This is a genomic window from Roseicyclus sediminis (genome assembly GCF_025515305.1).
Classification (GTDB): domain Bacteria; phylum Pseudomonadota; class Alphaproteobacteria; order Rhodobacterales; family Rhodobacteraceae; genus Roseibacterium; species Roseibacterium sediminis.
This window is the reverse complement of record NZ_JAOPHT010000008.1, coordinates 136,501-151,726: the sequence shown is the minus strand read 5'-3', so window position 1 is coordinate 151,726 and position 15,226 is coordinate 136,501. Positions and strand designations below refer to the sequence as shown.

Annotated in this window: 12 protein-coding genes and 1 tRNA gene; 6 read left to right on the top strand and 7 right to left on the bottom strand. The window is 68.6% G+C overall.

The window, feature by feature from the left end; translation table 11 throughout:
• Window positions 1–53: 53 nt before the first annotated feature.
• Together N8I71_RS12330 and N8I71_RS12325 are read right to left on the bottom strand one after the other, a co-directional pair.
• Window positions 54–752, bottom strand: a complete 699-nt coding sequence (locus tag N8I71_RS12330; RefSeq protein WP_262878288.1) for an RlmE family RNA methyltransferase — start codon at window positions 750–752, stop codon at window positions 54–56.
• A gap of 121 nt (window positions 753–873) precedes the next feature.
• Window positions 874–2,022: a Ppx/GppA phosphatase family protein gene (locus N8I71_RS12325; RefSeq protein WP_262878287.1), complete on the bottom strand. Its 1,149-nt coding sequence runs from the start codon at window positions 2,020–2,022 to the stop codon at window positions 874–876.
• 288 nt (window positions 2,023–2,310) lie between these two features.
• Between N8I71_RS12325 and N8I71_RS12320 the strand changes: the two genes are divergently transcribed.
• From N8I71_RS12320 to N8I71_RS12300, 5 genes are all read left to right on the top strand, one after another.
• Window positions 2,311–2,625, top strand: coding sequence for a virulence factor (locus N8I71_RS12320; RefSeq protein WP_262878286.1), 315 nt, complete (start codon window positions 2,311–2,313; stop codon window positions 2,623–2,625).
• A gap of 25 nt (window positions 2,626–2,650) precedes the next feature.
• Window positions 2,651–3,586: a methylenetetrahydrofolate reductase gene (locus N8I71_RS12315; protein ID WP_262878285.1), complete on the top strand. Its 936-nt coding sequence runs from the start codon at window positions 2,651–2,653 to the stop codon at window positions 3,584–3,586.
• A gap of 31 nt (window positions 3,587–3,617) precedes the next feature.
• Window positions 3,618–4,691, top strand: coding sequence for a methyltetrahydrofolate cobalamin methyltransferase (locus tag N8I71_RS12310; RefSeq protein WP_262878284.1), 1,074 nt, complete (start codon window positions 3,618–3,620; stop codon window positions 4,689–4,691).
• A 77-nt stretch (window positions 4,692–4,768) separates the two neighbouring features.
• Window positions 4,769–6,811: an ASKHA domain-containing protein gene (locus N8I71_RS12305; protein WP_262878283.1), complete on the top strand. Its 2,043-nt coding sequence runs from the start codon at window positions 4,769–4,771 to the stop codon at window positions 6,809–6,811.
• Between the two features lie 71 nt (window positions 6,812–6,882).
• Window positions 6,883–6,956: transfer RNA gene (locus tag N8I71_RS12300), tRNA-Gly, on the top strand.
• Between the two features lie 152 nt (window positions 6,957–7,108).
• Here the strand turns inward: N8I71_RS12300 and N8I71_RS12295 are convergent.
• Complete coding sequence (locus N8I71_RS12295; RefSeq protein WP_262878282.1) at window positions 7,109–9,544, bottom strand: GcvT family protein; 2,436 nt, start codon at window positions 9,542–9,544, stop codon at window positions 7,109–7,111.
• A gap of 129 nt (window positions 9,545–9,673) precedes the next feature.
• Here N8I71_RS12295 and N8I71_RS12290 point away from each other — a divergent pair, with 129 nt between their 5' ends.
• Entirely contained in the window at window positions 9,674–10,162 is a 489-nt protein-coding gene (locus N8I71_RS12290) for an acyl-CoA thioesterase (protein ID WP_262878281.1), read from the top strand.
• Between the two features lie 75 nt (window positions 10,163–10,237).
• Here the strand turns inward: N8I71_RS12290 and pgi are convergent, their stop codons facing one another.
• The 4 genes from pgi to speB all read right to left on the bottom strand — a co-directional run bounded on the left by pgi (window position 10,238) and on the right by speB (window position 15,123).
• Window positions 10,238–11,851, bottom strand: coding sequence for a glucose-6-phosphate isomerase (gene pgi, locus N8I71_RS12285; protein ID WP_262878280.1), 1,614 nt, complete (start codon window positions 11,849–11,851; stop codon window positions 10,238–10,240).
• A 5-nt stretch (window positions 11,852–11,856) separates the two neighbouring features.
• Entirely contained in the window at window positions 11,857–12,528 is a 672-nt protein-coding gene (pgl, locus tag N8I71_RS12280) for a 6-phosphogluconolactonase (protein ID WP_262878279.1), read from the bottom strand.
• On the bottom strand, window positions 12,528–13,979 hold the full coding sequence (zwf, locus tag N8I71_RS12275) for a glucose-6-phosphate dehydrogenase (RefSeq protein WP_262878278.1): 1,452 nt from the start codon (window positions 13,977–13,979) through the stop codon (window positions 12,528–12,530). The genes pgl and zwf overlap by 1 nt, the downstream gene beginning before the upstream one ends.
• A gap of 187 nt (window positions 13,980–14,166) precedes the next feature.
• Window positions 14,167–15,123, bottom strand: a complete 957-nt coding sequence (gene speB / locus N8I71_RS12270) for an agmatinase (RefSeq protein ID WP_262878277.1) — start codon at window positions 15,121–15,123, stop codon at window positions 14,167–14,169.
• Window positions 15,124–15,226: the final 103 nt, after the last annotated feature.

Here is a 15,226-nt window from a genome sequence, read left to right as displayed (position 1 = left end):
GCGCCCGGCCTGCGGCCGTGCGTATTTCGGGAAAGATGAAGCGGCCGACGGCGTCAGCCACGAAAACCGGTGGCAACGACGAACTTTTCGGAACTGTCGGCCCGGCTGGCGGGGGGCTTCACGTTCACCACCTTCTCGAAGCGCTGCTTGAGCTGCGTCTGGAGACCTGCCTCCGCGCCGCCGGCAAGCACCTTGGCGACGAAGGTTCCGCCGGGCTCGAGCACGTCGAAGGCAAGTTCGGCCGCCGCCTCGCAAAGCGCCACGATCCTCAGGTGGTCCGTCTGCTTGTGGCCGGAGGCGGAGGCGGCCATGTCGCTCATGACGACGTCGGCACGGCCACCCAGCCAAACCTTGATCTTCTCGTCCGCGCCTTCGTCGAGGAAGTCGAGAACATGGAGTTCGGCGCCGGCGATGGGCTCGACTTCCTTCAGATCAACGCCGATGATGCGCCCCTGCGCCTTGCCGGATTTCTCACCGAGCGCGTTGATCCTCGGAACCGCGACCTGGCACCAGCCGCCTGGCGCACAGCCCAGGTCCACGACGCGCGCGCCCGGCACGAGAAAGCGGAACCGATCGTCGAGCTCGAGGATCTTGTAGGCCGCCCGCCCGCGATATCCCTCGCGCTTTGCGCGCTGCACGTAAGGGTCGTTCAGCTGCCGCTCGAGCCAGCGCGTCGAGGAGAGCTTTCGCCCCCGCGCCGTTTTCACCTTCTGCCGCAACTCGCGCTGTCCGCGCCCGCTGTTTGCCGTCATGATCCGACCCTGCCCTTCATCTTTCTCCAAATACGCAGGGCGAAGCCCCGCCGCAACGAGGGCCGTCGCAGACGGCCGGAGGCGCGGCGTCGCGGGTCGGCCGCGTCAGCGGACGAAACGGCTATTCCTCAAGCACCCCGTCCCGGCTCATCTGCGCATAGAGAAGCCCCTCGCGCAGGCCCCGGTCCGCGACGCTCAGCCGGTCGGTGGGCCAGGCCCTGAGAAGCGCCTGCAGGATCGCCGAGCCCGACATGATCAGCGTCTGGCGGTCGCGCCCTATGCGCGGGTCGCGGCGGCGGCCCTCGGGGCCGAGCGCAAGGTACTGCGAAATGACCGAGTCGATCTGGTCGGAGGTCATCCTCAGACCGTCCACCTTGTTGCGGTCATAGCGGCGCAACCCGAGATGCGAGGCCGCGACCGTCGTCACCGTCCCGCTCGTGCCGATGATCTGGAAGCCCTCGCGAGCCTGGTCGGCCGCGTCGACGTAAGGCGAGAACTCGGCCAGCTGTTCCTCGAAATACCAGCTCATCAGCGCGAACCGCGCGCCGTCGTCGGCCACGTCTCGATACATGTCCTTCAACGTCGCCACGCCCAGCGGGATCGAGATCCAGTCGACGACCTTGGCGCGGGGGAAGATCGTGTCCTCATGGTCGAACCCCTGGTGCAGCCGCATGATCGCGCGCGGGCGGTCGGGACGCGGCACGCGGCTGAGGTCGATCCAGACAAGCTCGGTCGAGCCGCCGCCGATGTCGACGACCAGAAGCTGCTCGGTCCGCGTGGAAACAAGCGGCGCACAGGACACGACCGCGAGGCGCGCCTCCTCCTCGGGCTGGATGATCTCGAGCTCGAGGCCGGTGTCGCGTTTCACAAGCGCGATGAACTCGGCGGCGTTGGTGGCGCGGCGGCAGGCCTCGGTCGCGACGAGGCGCATACGCTCGACCCGGTGCTTGTCGAGCTTCTTGCGGCAGATCTTGAGGGCGCCGACCGCACGCGCCATCGACGCCCGGCCGAGCCGGCCCGAGACCTCCAGTCCCTGGCCGAGCTGCACCGATTTCGAGAACGAATCGACCACATGCAGCTGGTTGCCCTTGGGCTGGGCGATCAGCATGCGGCAGGAATTCGTGCCGAGATCCAGCGCGGCATAGAGATCGGCCGGATCGGGCCTGTCGGCGGCAGCCGGGTGGCGTTCGGCGGGCGGCGCGCTGCCGGGAAGGGTCGGCGCGACAGGCCTGGGGAACGGACCGGCGCGGCCGGAGGTATCCTCCGACATGATGCGCCTCCTTCATTCGCGGTTGCCCTCAATCTAGGCTCTCGGCGGCGACATCACAACAGCCACGTCGCGCCGCGGTGAAGCCCCCTCAACTTCTTCATGAGAATTTTGGGTCTGCCCCGCCCTCGCGTCGCGCGTGCCGCGCGCGTATCAAAAAGCGGCGCGTGTCGCTCCTGCTTCGCGTGAGGTCGAAAATCGGACCGGCGCGCGCGCGCGCTGTGCCTATGGTGCGGCGAATTCGCGGTGCCCCGTGCATCGCCAGGCCAAGCAACCGGGAGATGTCGAGCCGTGCCCATCGTGACCCATGTCTACTGGCGAGACATCCCCGCCCAGGTGATCGTGGGCAAGGGGCGCCGAGGTGCGAAGGCGCCTTTGACCGAGCGCTTCGAGCAGGCCATCGACCGCGTGGCGATGAAGATCGGCGCGCGCGACGAGGACGCCTATCTGCGCGAATGGCGTCGCGTCGAGATCGGCGAGACGGAGGGCGAGCCCTCCGAGATCGCGGCGGCCGAGGCCGCGCGGCTCGAGGCCGAGTACGACGACACGACCCTGAAACTGCTCATCGAGGCCGAGGGGTTCGCCCCCTCGGCGCGCCGCGCCTGACTTGGCCACCATCCGGGAGACCCTCATGGCCCTTCTGTCCTTCCGCAAGCCTGCCCGGCCTGCCGCCGCTCTCCTGCCCGCCAGCGGTGCGATTCCCGCACTTCTCGAGGGGTATTCCATCGAGGTGATGCCGCGCACCGCCGAGAAGGTGGAGGATTTCCGCGCGCTCCTTCCGGCAGGCACGCGTGTCTACATCGCCCATATCGACGGGACCGAGATCGCCGACATGGTCGCCACCGCGCGCCGCCTGCGCGACGAGGGTTTCGAGCCGATGCCGCATTTCCCGGCGCGTTCCATCCCCGGCCCCGCGACGCTCGCGGACTGGATCCGCCGGTACCAGGCGGAGGCGGGCGTGCGCCAGGGCCTTATCCTCGGCGGCGGCATCGCCACGCCGCGCGGTGAGTACCATTCGGCAATGCAGCTTCTGGAATCGGGCTTCTTCGACGACGCGGGCTTCACCGATCTCCATGTCGCCGGTCACCCCGAGGGCAACCGCGACATCGATCCCGACGGCGGCGAGGCCGAGGTGATGGCCGCGCTGAAGTGGAAGCAGGACTTCGCCAACCGCACCGACGCCCGTTTCGCCATCGCCACGCAGTTCGCCTTCTCGGTCAAGCCGGTCGTGGCCTGGGCCGAGCGACTGGCGGCGGCCGGGATCGAGATGCCCGTTCATCTCGGCGTTGCGGGTCCGGCCAAGCTCCAGACGCTCATCAAGTTCGCCATCGCCTGCGGCGTCGGCAACTCCCTGGGCGTGCTGCAGAAACGCGCCAAGGACGTCACCAAGCTTCTGATGCCGTTCGAGCCGACCGATTTCCTGTCCGAGCTTGCCGCCGAGAAGGATGCGGGCCGCGCCACGAACATCGAACGCATCCACTTCTTCCCGCTCGGCGGCATCAAGGCCAATGCCGAATGGGCCATCGCCCATGGCGGCGAGGCGGCCCGTCCCGCAAGCGCCGCCTGAACCGCGACAGAACAGAAAGAGCCCCTGCCCCATGACCCGGACCGTCATCGAATCGAAGTCCCGGACCACGATCATCGGCTTCGACCAGCCGTTCTGCGTGATCGGCGAGCGGATCAACCCCACAGGACGCAAGATCCTGAACGAAGAGCTCGAGCGCGGCGACTTTTCCCGCGTGGAATCCGACGCCATCGCACAGGTCGAGGCCGGCGCGACGGTTCTCGACGTGAACTCGGGCGCGGTCTTCTCCAACAAGATGGGCGAGGACCCGCGCTACGCCGACAACAACTTCGTCGAGCCGATGCTGATGCCGGAACTGATCCGGGTCGTGCAGGCGGTAACGGATTGCCCGCTGTGCATCGACTCGTCCGTGCCGGGCGCCTTGCAGGCGGGTCTCGAGGCGGCGGAAGGCCGGCCGCTCGTCAACTCCGTCACCGGCGAGGAGGAGCGGCTGGAGGTCGTCCTGCCGCTGGTGAAGAAATACAACGTCCCCGTGGTCGCCATCTCGAACGACGACACGGGGATTTCCGAGGATCCCGACGTGCGCTTCGCCGTGGCCAAGAAGATCGTGGAACGCGCGGCGGATTTCGGCATCCCGGCCCATGACATCGTGGTCGATCCGCTGGTCATGCCGATCGGCGCCATGGCGACGGCGGGCCAGCAGGTCTTCACGCTGGTGCGGCGCCTGCGCGAGGAGCTGGGCGTCAACACCACCTGCGGCGCCTCGAACATCTCCTTCGGGCTGCCCAACCGCCACGGGATCAACAACGCCTTCCTGCCCATGGCCTTCGAGGCCGGGATGACCAGCGCGATCATGAACCCCGTGGCCCTGCCCGTGGGCCCCAAGGCCATCGCCGCGAAGAAGGCCGAGGTTGAGGCCGCGGGCATCTTCCTGCCGCCCGACATGGACGACGAAACCTTCGTGAAGCTCTTCGGCATGGGGTCTACGAAACCGCGGGCCGGCAAGGAGATGGAGGCCATCCGCGCCGCCAACTTCCTGATGAACCACGACGAGGGCGGCGGCGCCTGGATCCGGTTCAACCAGGACCCCGACGCAGCGCCCCAGGGCGGGCGGGCGGGCGGGCGACGCCGCCGCCGCGCGGGGTGACCCGTTTCGACCTTCACGGGATGCCGTCCTTCGGGCGGCATCTTGCCGTTTGACACGACCGCAACACGTACGAGCGCATGAGCACAGATCCCCTCGTCATCTTCACGCCCTCCGGCAAGCGCGGGCGGTTTCCCGTCGGCACCCCTGTCCTGACGGCCGCGCGCCAGCTCGGCGTCGACCTCGACAGCGTTTGCGGCGGCCGTGGCATCTGCTCGAAATGCCAGGTCGCCCCATCCTACGGCGATTTTCCGAAGCACGGCGTGACGGTCGCGGAGGGCGCGCTCTCGGACTGGAACGCGGTCGAGGAACGCTATGACCGCGTGCGGGGCCTGAAGGAGGGCCGGCGCCTCGGCTGCCAGGCCACCGTGCAGGGCGACATCGTCATCGACGTGCCCCCCGAAAGCCAGGTCCACCGGCAGGTCGTGCGCAAGGCCGCCTCGGCGCGCCCGATCACCATGGATCCCGCCACGCGGGTCGTGATGGTCGAGGTCGAAGAACCCGACATGCACGAACCCTCGGGCGATCTCGAACGCCTGAAGGTTGCCCTGAAGGAACAGTGGCAGATCGAGGGCGTGACCGCGCCGCTCGCCATCCTGCAGAAGCTTCAGCCCGCGCTCCGCAAGGGGAACTGGCAGGTGAGCGTCGCGCTCCATCAGCCTGCAAACTCGGAGGAATTCCAGATCCTCGGCGTATGGCCGGGCCTGCATGAAGGCGGGCTCTACGGGTTGGCCATCGACCTCGGGTCCACCACCATCGCGGCGCATCTGTGCGACCTTTCGGACGGGCGCGTGCTGGCCTCCGCCGGGATCATGAACCCGCAGATCCGCTTCGGCGAGGACCTGATGAGCCGGGTCAGCTATGCGATGATGAACCCCGGCGGCGATGCCGAGATGACGCGTGTCGTGCGCGAGGCCATGGCCACGCTCGCCACCGAACTGGCGGCCGAGGCGGAGATCGACGCCGCGCTGATCTTCGAACTCGTCATCGTCTGCAACCCGGTGATGCACCACCTGCTGCTCGGGATCGACCCGGTCGAGCTTGGCCAGGCGCCCTTCGCGCTTGCCACTGCCGACAGCGTGACGCTGGCCGCGCGCGACCTCGACCTCACCGGCATCGCGCCGACTGCGCGCGTCTACCTCCTGCCCTGCATCGCGGGCCATGTCGGCGCAGATGCCGCCGCCGTCGCGCTGTCCGAGGCGCCCGACAAGTCGGAGGACCTCGTCCTCGTGGTCGATGTCGGGACGAATGCCGAGATCCTGCTCGGCGACACGCACGGCGTCCTCGCCTGTTCCTCGCCCACCGGCCCCGCCTTCGAGGGCGCGCAGATCAGCTCGGGCCAGCGCGCCGCCCCCGGCGCGATCGAGCGGGTGGAGATTGATCCCGAAACCAAGGAGCCGCGCTTCAAGGTCATCGGCTGCGACCTGTGGTCGACCGATCCGGGCTTTGCCGAGGCCACGAAGGACAGCGGCGTCACCGGCATCTGCGGCTCCGGCATCATCGAGGCGGTGGCCGAGATGCGCATGGCGGGCCTCGTGGACGCCTCCGGTCTCATCGGCGGGGCGGAGGCCACGGGCACCGCGCGGAGCGAGCCACAGGGCCGCACGCACGCCTACCTCCTCCATGACGGGACGGAGGCGGGCGGCCCGCGCATCCTGGTGACCCAGGGCGACATCCGTGCGATCCAGCTGGCGAAATCCGCCCTTTACGCGGGCGCGCGCCTGCTGATGGACAAGCGTGGCGTGGACAAGGTCGACCGCGTCGTTCTGGCCGGCGCCTTCGGCGCGCATATCAGCCCAAAGCACGCGATGGTCCTGGGCATGATCCCGGACGCGCCGCTGGAAAAGGTCACGAGTGCGGGGAACGCCGCGGGCCATGGCGCACGCATGGCGCTCTGCAACCGGGGCGAGCGGGAACAGATCGAGCGCACCGTGCGCAGGATCGAGAAGATCGAGACGGCGGTCGAGCCCCGTTTCCAGGAGCATTTCGTGAACGCCAATGCCCTGCCCCACGCGGTCGACCCGTTCCCGGAACTGGCGAAGATCGCGCCCCTGCCGAATGTCCGCTTCGGCGCATCGGGCGGCGGCGAGGATGGCGGGCGGCGGCGGCGCAGGCGGGGCTGATCAGGCCCGGCACAGGCCCCGGAAACCGATTGACGGCGACGGCGGCGCTGCGCTATCCGGTGCGCCACGCGGCGGGTATGATGTAATGGTAGCCTGTCAGCTTCCCAAGCTGAACGCGCGGGTTCGATTCCCGCTACCCGCTCCAGAAAGCTTTCTTTTTTTGTGCGCTATCGCCCTTCGGGCTACTTGAGCGCGTGTGCGACCGCGTTTCGGCCTGGTTGAGCGCGTTTGCGACCGCCATTCGGGCTGTTTGAGCGCGCGTGCGCCCCCCTCCGGCCTGCTTGAGCGTGCGTCCGCTCACTCCGCAGGTTCCTCTGCCGGGACCACGTCCCTCAGCCGAAGGCCCTTCGGGTCGAAGGGCGGCTCGGCCAGCCGGCGGGCGGCGTGCGGGCGCCCGAGGATCGCCACGTGCACCGTGTCGCCCGGCGCGACGCGGCCCACCTTGAGGTAGCAAAGCGCAAGCGACTTGCCGACCGAGTAGCCGTAGCCCCCCGACGAGACCTGCCCCACCGGCGTGCCGTCGGGCAGGAAGATCGGCTCGGACCCGCTGGCATCCGCCACGGTCGCGTCGATCTCGATCAGCGCCATCTCTTCGCGCGGGGCACGGTCGCGGATCGCCTCCCAGGCACCCTTGTTGAGGAAGTCCTTGTCGGCCTTGATCAGCCCGTCGAGCCCGCTTTCCTGCGGCCAGTATTCGGGGGAATAGTCCCGTCCCCAGGAACCGTAGCCCTTCTCGAGCCTGAGCGACATCAGCGCCCGGCTGCCCACCGGCCCCGCGCCCAGCGTCCTGCCCGCGTCGAGAAGCGCCTCGTAGAGCGCCTTCTGGTCGGCCTCGGCGCAGTGCAGCTCCCAGCCGAGATCGCCGGTGAAGCTTACCCGGATCGCCACCACGTCGACGCCAGCCACCGGGATCCGGGCCGATCGGAAGAACGGGAACGCCTCGTTCGAGAGGTCCGCATTCGTCAGCCTTTGCAGGAGTTTGCGCGAGAGAGGCCCCGCGACGTTGAAGCCGCAGGTGGCCTCCGTGAGGCTCTCGAAGGTGGTTTTTTCCGGCAGGGGCGACGCCCGGAAGAAGCGCAGGTGGAACCGTTCGGCCGCCCCGCCGCCCAGCACCCAGAATTCCTCCGGCCCAAGCCGCGTGACGGTGAAGTCCCCCGCCACGCCGCCGCGCTTGCCGATGAGCGGCGTCAGGCAGGAGCGCCCCACGGCCTTCGGCATCCGGTTGGCGAAGAGGCCATTCAGCCAGTCCTCCGCCCCCGGCCCCGCGACCCGGTACCTGGCGAAGTTCGAGATGTCGATGATGCCCGCCTTCTCCCGCAGCATCCGCGCCTCGCGGCCGACGACGTCCCACCAAGGCTGCCGCGCGAAGCCCGCGCTGTCGGGCACGGTTTCGTCGAAGAACAGGGGATGCTCCCAGCCGAAATTCAGGCCAAAGCGCGCGCCCATCTCCGTCTGCATGGCGTAAACCGGCCGCGTGCGCACCGGGCGCCCGGCCTCCCGTTCCTCGCCCGGAAAATGGATCTTGAAGCGGTGCGCGTACTGGTCGGCGACCCGCGCCCTGGTGAACGCCTTGCCCGCCCAATGCCCGAACCGCGCGAGGTCCCAGCCGAACATGTCGAGCGAGGGCTCGCCCTCGACCATCCACTCGGCGGCAAGCTTGCCCAGCCCGCCGTTCTGGGAGAAGCCGGGGATGATCCCGCAGCACGCGAAATAGCCCGTTAGTTCCGGCACCGGCCCGAAGAGCGCGCTCGCGTCCGGGGACCAGATCATCGGCCCGTTGATGACCCGCTTGATCCCCGCCTCGCCCACCACCGGCACCCGGTCGATGGCGCGCAACATGTTCTCCTCGATGCGCTCCAGATCGTCGGCGAAAAGCTCGTGGCCGAAGCCCTGCGGCGTCCCCTCCTCGGCCCAGAAGCGCATGTCGCGCTCATAGGCGCCGACCAGCAGGCCCTTGCCCTCCTGGCGCAGGTAGTACTCGCCGTCCCGGTCGGCGACGGACGGCAGGCGACGGTCCATCGCGGCGATCTCGGGGATCGTCTCGGTCACGAAATACTGGTGCTCGGTCGGGATCAGCGGCAGTTCGATCCCCGCCATCGCCGCCACCTCGCGCCCCCAGAGGCCGGCGGCATTCACCACCCAGGGCGTGCGGATGTCGCCCTTCCCGGTGCGTACGATCCAGGTGCCGTCGCCCTGCGCCTCCGTCGCGATCACCGGCGTGAAGCGGTGGATCTCCGCCCCCCGCTGGCGCGCGCCAACGGCATAGGCATTCGTGACGCCCGAAGGGTCCACGTTGCCGCCATCGGGTTCGTACATGATGCAGCGGATGCCGTCGAAGTTCACCAGCGGATGCAGCCGTTCGGCCTCCTCGCGGCTCACCTCGTGGAAGTTCATGCCGTAGCGCCGGGCCTTCGCCTCCTGAAGGCGCAACTGATGCTCCCGGTCCTCGGTCTGCGCGAGGTAGAGGGATCCCGGCTGGAACACGCCGCACGACTGGCCGGTCTCGGCCTCGAGCTCCTTGTAGAGCTGCATCGTGTAGTGCTGCAGGCGGGAAATGTTGGTGACATCGTGCAGCCCGTGGATGTTCGCCGCCGCATGCCAGGTGGAGCCCGACGTCAGCTCGTCCCGCTCCAGCAGGACCGCGTCCGTCCAGCCGAGCTTGGCCAGGTGATACAGGATCGAGCAGCCGACGACGCCGCCCCCGATCACGACGGCTGAGGCATGGGTGCGCATGGAAACCTCCATCTGGGTCCGGGGGCCACCTTTGGCGGTGCGGCGCACCCGGGCATGTCAATCCGCGACACCATGGCGACCAAATGCGCAGGGCCTTGCACGCGGAAGACGCACGGGCGAGACAGGCGCATGGTCACCTACCTGACACCGCTCGACGCGACCGCGCTGCGCGCCCTCGGCATTCCCGCGCCCTGGGGCTTCGGCATCGCCGACCGCGTGCGCTTCGGCGAGATCGATGCCCTGGGGCACGTCAACAACACCGCCTATCTCACCTGGTTCGAAAGCTTCCGCCTGCCCTATCTCGAGGCGCGCGGGGTCACGGATTACGGGCCCGACAGCCCCCGCCTCGTCATCAAGCGCGCCCTCGTGGACTATCGCTCGGAGATGCTGAACGGCATGGACTACGTCGTCACCGGCCGCACCCGCGCTTTCCGCCGCACCTCGTTCACGATGGACTTCGCCGTCTGGCTGCCGGACCCTTCGGGCGCGGCCTGCACCGCGACCGGCGAGGCGATCGTCGTGCTGCTGAACCGCGACGGGCCGGGACGCCACCCGATCCCCGAGGCCGGCCGCCGCGCCTTCGCCGAGATCGACGGGGCATCGGAAGAGACGGCCTGATCCCGCGCCCCTCCCGGCTTCATCTTTCCAAAAATACGCAATCCCGGCGCCTGCCTCGAGGCGCCGGCGCCCGGGTCAGGCGCCCCGTCCCTCGCCCCTCGCGAAGGCCACCAGCGCGCGGGTCGAGCCATCCTTGTCGGCGCCCTCGTCCTCGCCCGTCAGCACCGGCTCCAACGCCTTGGCCAGTTCCTTGCCGAGCTCCACGCCCCACTGGTCGAAGGAGTTGATGCCGAGGATCACGCCCTCGACGAAGACGCGGTGCTCGTAGAGCGCGATGATCTGGCCCAGAACGAAAGGCGTCAGCTTGCGGTACATCAGCGTCGTCGACGGCCTGTCGCCCGGGAAAACCCGGTGCCGCGCCTGCCGCTCCAGCTCCTCGCCCGTCAGGCCCCGGGCGGCCATCATCGCCCGCGCCTCCTCCAGCGAGCGCCCCCGCATCAGCGCCTCCGACTGCGCGAGGCAGTTGGCGACGAGAAGCCTGTGGTGATGCGCAAGACCGGGCTCGTGGCCCTCGGCCGCAACGAGAAACTCGCACGGCACGATCCGCGTGCCCTGGTGGATCAACTGGTAGAAGGCGTGTTGCCCGTTCGTGCCGGGCTCGCCCCAGACGACCGGCCCGGAATTCTCCTCAAGATCCGTGCCGTCCATCGCCACGCGCTTGCCGTTGCTCTCCATCTCGAGCTGCTGGAGATAGGCCGGAAGCCGCAAGAGCCTCTGGTCGTAGGGCAGCACCGCGCGGGTCGCATGGCCGCAGACCTGGTTGTGCCAGATGCCGACAAGGGCGAGCAGGACAGGCAGGTTGTCGGCCAGGTCCGTCTCGCGGAAATGGGTGTCCATCGCATGCCCGCCCGCGAGGAACTCGCCGAACGCCTCCGGCCCGACCGCGATCATCAGGCCAAGCCCGATGGGCCCCCAGAGCGAATAGCGCCCGCCGACCCAGTCCTCGAAGCCGAAGACGCGGGCCGGGTCGATGCCGAATGCCCCGGTCAGGTCCACCGCGCTCGACAACGCGGCGAACTGGCTGCCCGGTTCGGACACCGCGGCCCCCATCCATTCCCGCGCGGTTTCCGCGTTCGTCATGGTCTCGATCGTGGTAAAGGTCTTGGACGCCACGATGACGAGAGTCGTTTTCGGATCAAGCCCTTGCAGCGTATCGTTGATATGCGCGCCGTCGACGTTCGACACGTAGTGCAGACGCGGTCCGCCATGATAGGGCGCCAGCGCCAGCGTCGCCATGGCCGGCCCCAGGTCCGATCCCCCGATGCCGATGTTGACGACGTCGGTGTAGGTCCCGCCCGCGCCCGCGATCTCACCCGAGCGCACGGCGCGCGCGAACTCGGCCATGCGCGCCCGCGTTTCCAGCACGCCGGGCATCACGTCGGCCCCGTCGACCTCGACCACGCCGCCCGGCGCGCGCAGCGCCGTGTGAAGGACTGCGCGCCCCTCGGTCTCGTTGATCTTTTCGCCCGCGAACATCGCCTCGCGCCGCGCCTCGACGCCCCTCGCGCGCGCCAGCTCGATCAGAAGCGACAGGGCGCCCGCGTCGAGCTGTGTCTTTGAGAAGTCGAACAGCAGTCCCTCGGCCCGGCGCGAGAAGTCGGAGGCGCGTCCGGGGTCCGCGAACAGATCCATGATGGACCGCCCCGACTTGGCCGCCCGGTGGCTTCGCAGATCGTCCAGAATCCCCATGGTCCTCACTCCGCCCAGTGTATCGTGGCCTGTCCCAGCACCGTCCGGATCGGCGCCTCGGCCGGATCGAGATGCGCCGCGCGCTCGATCGCCTCGCGCTTCGCCGCCCCGGTGATCAGGACATGGATGCTCATGGCGCCTTTCAGGATCGGTGCCGTCAGCGTCACGCGCGGCTCGCCGGCCCCCTCCGCCCGCATCGCCATCAGGGGGGGCGCATGATCGTCGAGCGCGGCGGCCAGGTTGTCCGCCCCGGGAAAGAGGCTTGCCGTATGCATGTCCTCGCCCATGCCGAGCAGCAGAACCGACAGCGGCAGATGCGGCAAAAGCCCCTCCGACAAGGCGTCGAGCGCCTCCTCCGGCGTGGCAAAGCGCGCGTGAAGCGGGATCAACTTCGCCGCCGAAGCCTCGGACACCAGGAGCCTTTCCTTCAGAAGGCGCGTGTTCGAGCGCGGGCTGTCCTCGTCCACCCAGCGCTCGTCGTTCAGCACCACCGCCACCCGGTCCCAGTCGAGCTTCTGCTCGGAGAGGACGTCGAAGACCGGCCCCGGCGTCGTCCCGCCCGGAACGCTGAGCGAGGCGCTTTCATTGACACGAAGTGCCGCGGCAAGCTCGCTCGTCAGGATATCCGCGAGATCGAGCATCAGCAGGTCGCGGTCGGGATATTCCACCAGGTTCATCAGCCGATCTCCCGCCAGCGCCGCCCGTCCTTGTGCAGCAGCATCAGCGCCTCCTCGGGCCCCGCGCTGCCCGCATCGTAGGGAAACGGCCGGTCGCCCCGCTTGGTCCAGCCCTCGATGATCGGGTCGGTCCAGGCCCAGGCCGCCTCGACCTCGTCGCCACGCATGAACAGCGTCTGGTTGCCCCGGATCACGTCCATGATGAGCCGCTCGTAGGCATCCGGCACATCGGCCCCGTCCGCGCCCAGCGCCTCGGCGAAGGACATGTCGAGCGGCACGTCGATCAGGCGCATGCCCCCCGGACCCGGCTCCTTGATCGTCACGCGCAGGTCGATCCCCTCGTCGGGCTGCAGCCGGATCGACAGCACGTTGGCCCGGCTGCCCGCATCCTCGTCGAAGATCGAGTGGGGCGGTTCCTTGAAATGGATCACGATCTCGGATTTCCGCGACTTCAGCCGCTTGCCCGTCCGCAGGTAGAAGGGTGTGCCGTTCCAGCGCCAGTTCGCCACATGGAGCTTCATGGCGATGAAGCTCTCCGTCCGGCTGGCCTCGTTCTCGGCATCCTCCCTGTAGGAGGGGCCCTTGTCGCTGGCCTTGTACTGGCCGCGCACGATGTCCTCGGGCAGGACGGGGTCGAGCGCGCGGATCACCTTCAGCTTCTCGTCGCGCACCGCGTCCGGCTCGAAGCGCGAGGGCGGCTCCATCGCGGTCAGGCACAGAAGCTGCATCAGGTGATTCTGCACCATGTCCCGCATTGCGCCGGACTGGTCGTAATAGGCCCCGCGCCCGCCGACACCGACGGATTCGGCCACCGTGATCTGCACGTGGTCGACGTATTGCGTGTTCCAAAGGGGCTCGAACAGGACGTTGCCGAAACGCACCGCCATCAGGTTCTGGACGGTTTCCTTGCCGAGGTAATGGTCGATCCGGTAGATCTGCGTTTCCGAGAAATACTCCGACAGCGTCCGGTTCAGCGCGCGCGCCGAGGCGAGGTCGGTGCCGAAGGGCTTCTCCACCACGATCCGCGCATCGGCGCGCGCGATCCCGAACTGGTGCAACCGCTCGGCGAGGTCGCCGAAAAGGCTCGGCGCGACCGAGAAATAAAAGGCCTGCACCACGCCTTCGCGCATGCGGTCGCACAATTCCTGCCAGCCGCCATCGCCCTTGGCGTCCACGGCGAGATAGTCCAGCCGCTCGAGGAAGGCCGCGACGGTCTGCGGTTCGCGACGCGCCGCTGCGACGAATTCCTCCAGCGCCTCGCCGACCCAGCCGCGCCAGTCCCCGGCCGATTGCTGCGTCCGGGCCGCGCCGATGATCCGGGCCTCCGAAGGCATCTGCCCGTCGCAGAACCGCCGGTAGAGCGCCGGCAGGATCTTGCGCCGCGCCAGATCGCCCGTGCCACCGAAAATCACGAGGTCGAAGGGCTCGACCGGAATGACACGCGAAACCATGTGCCTCTCTCCATCGCGGGTGTTAGCGCTAACGGCGCCTTGCCATGCGAGGCCTAAACGCTTCCGTCGCCCAAGTCTACCGCTCAAGTCTACAAGCTGCGCGGCATCGCTCCAACCGCTGGCCTTCATCCTGGCCAGAAACTCCGGGGGGAGGCCGCAGGCCGGGGGGCAGCGCCCCCCTGCTCCGTCAGGGCTGCATCGCGCAGATCAGCTCGAACAGGACCGAGGCGCCGAGCCAGGCGGTATTGCCCGAGGGATCGAAGGGCGGCGAGACCTCGACGAGGTCGGACCCGATGATGTCGAGCCCCCTGAGCGCCCGCACGCATTGCAGCGCCTCGAAGCTCGTGGGGCCCCCGACCTCGGGCGTTCCCGTCCCCGGCGCGAAGGCCGGGTCGATGAAGTCGATGTCGAAGCTCACGTAGACCGGCCCCTCGCCCGCCACCGCGCGCGCCTCCTCCATGACTGAGGTCCAGCCCCGCGCCATGCACTCCTCGATCTCGGCGATGTGCACGCCCTTGGCGCGGCCGTAATCGATGTCCTCCTTGTTGTAGGAGGTCCCGCGCATGCCCGCCATGAAGCAGCGGTGCGGATCGAGACAGCCTTCCTCGATCGCCTGCCGGAACGGGTTGCCGTGGGTCAGCGTCTTGCCGCCGAAATAGGGCGGGTAAAGATCGGTATGGCTGTCGAGCAGGATCAGGCCGAAGGGCTTGCCCCTCTGTTTCCGCAGCGCGCGCAGCACCGTCAGGGTGCAGAGGTGGTCCCCGCCGACCATCACCGGCCGGATCCCGTCCTTTAGCATCCCCGCAATCGCCGCCTCGGCCGCCGCCAGAGCCTCGTCCTGGTCGACGGGACTCATCGCCACATCGCCCATGTCGGCGCATTTCATCGCCTTGAACGGTGTCGCCCTGGTTGCGCCATGCATCGCGCGGATCATGGTGGAGGCGTCGCGCAGGCCCCTCGGCCCGTGCCGCGCGCCCGGCCGATTCGAGGTCGCCCCGTCCCATGGCATGCCCAGGATGCCGATCTCGACCTCAGACCGGCGCGGGTCGCCCTCCGGCACGTAAGGCAGCCGCATGAAGGTCGGCACCCCCGCATAGCGCGGCAGAACCGCGCCCGATACCGGTTCCCAATCCGTCTCGCTCATGTCGCTCGCCTCCATCGTGACGCGCGGCCAGCTAAGCGCCGAACCGCGCCGCTGTCACGACCCCGTCTTCATCTTTCCCGAACTGCGCATCCCCGCGGATGCC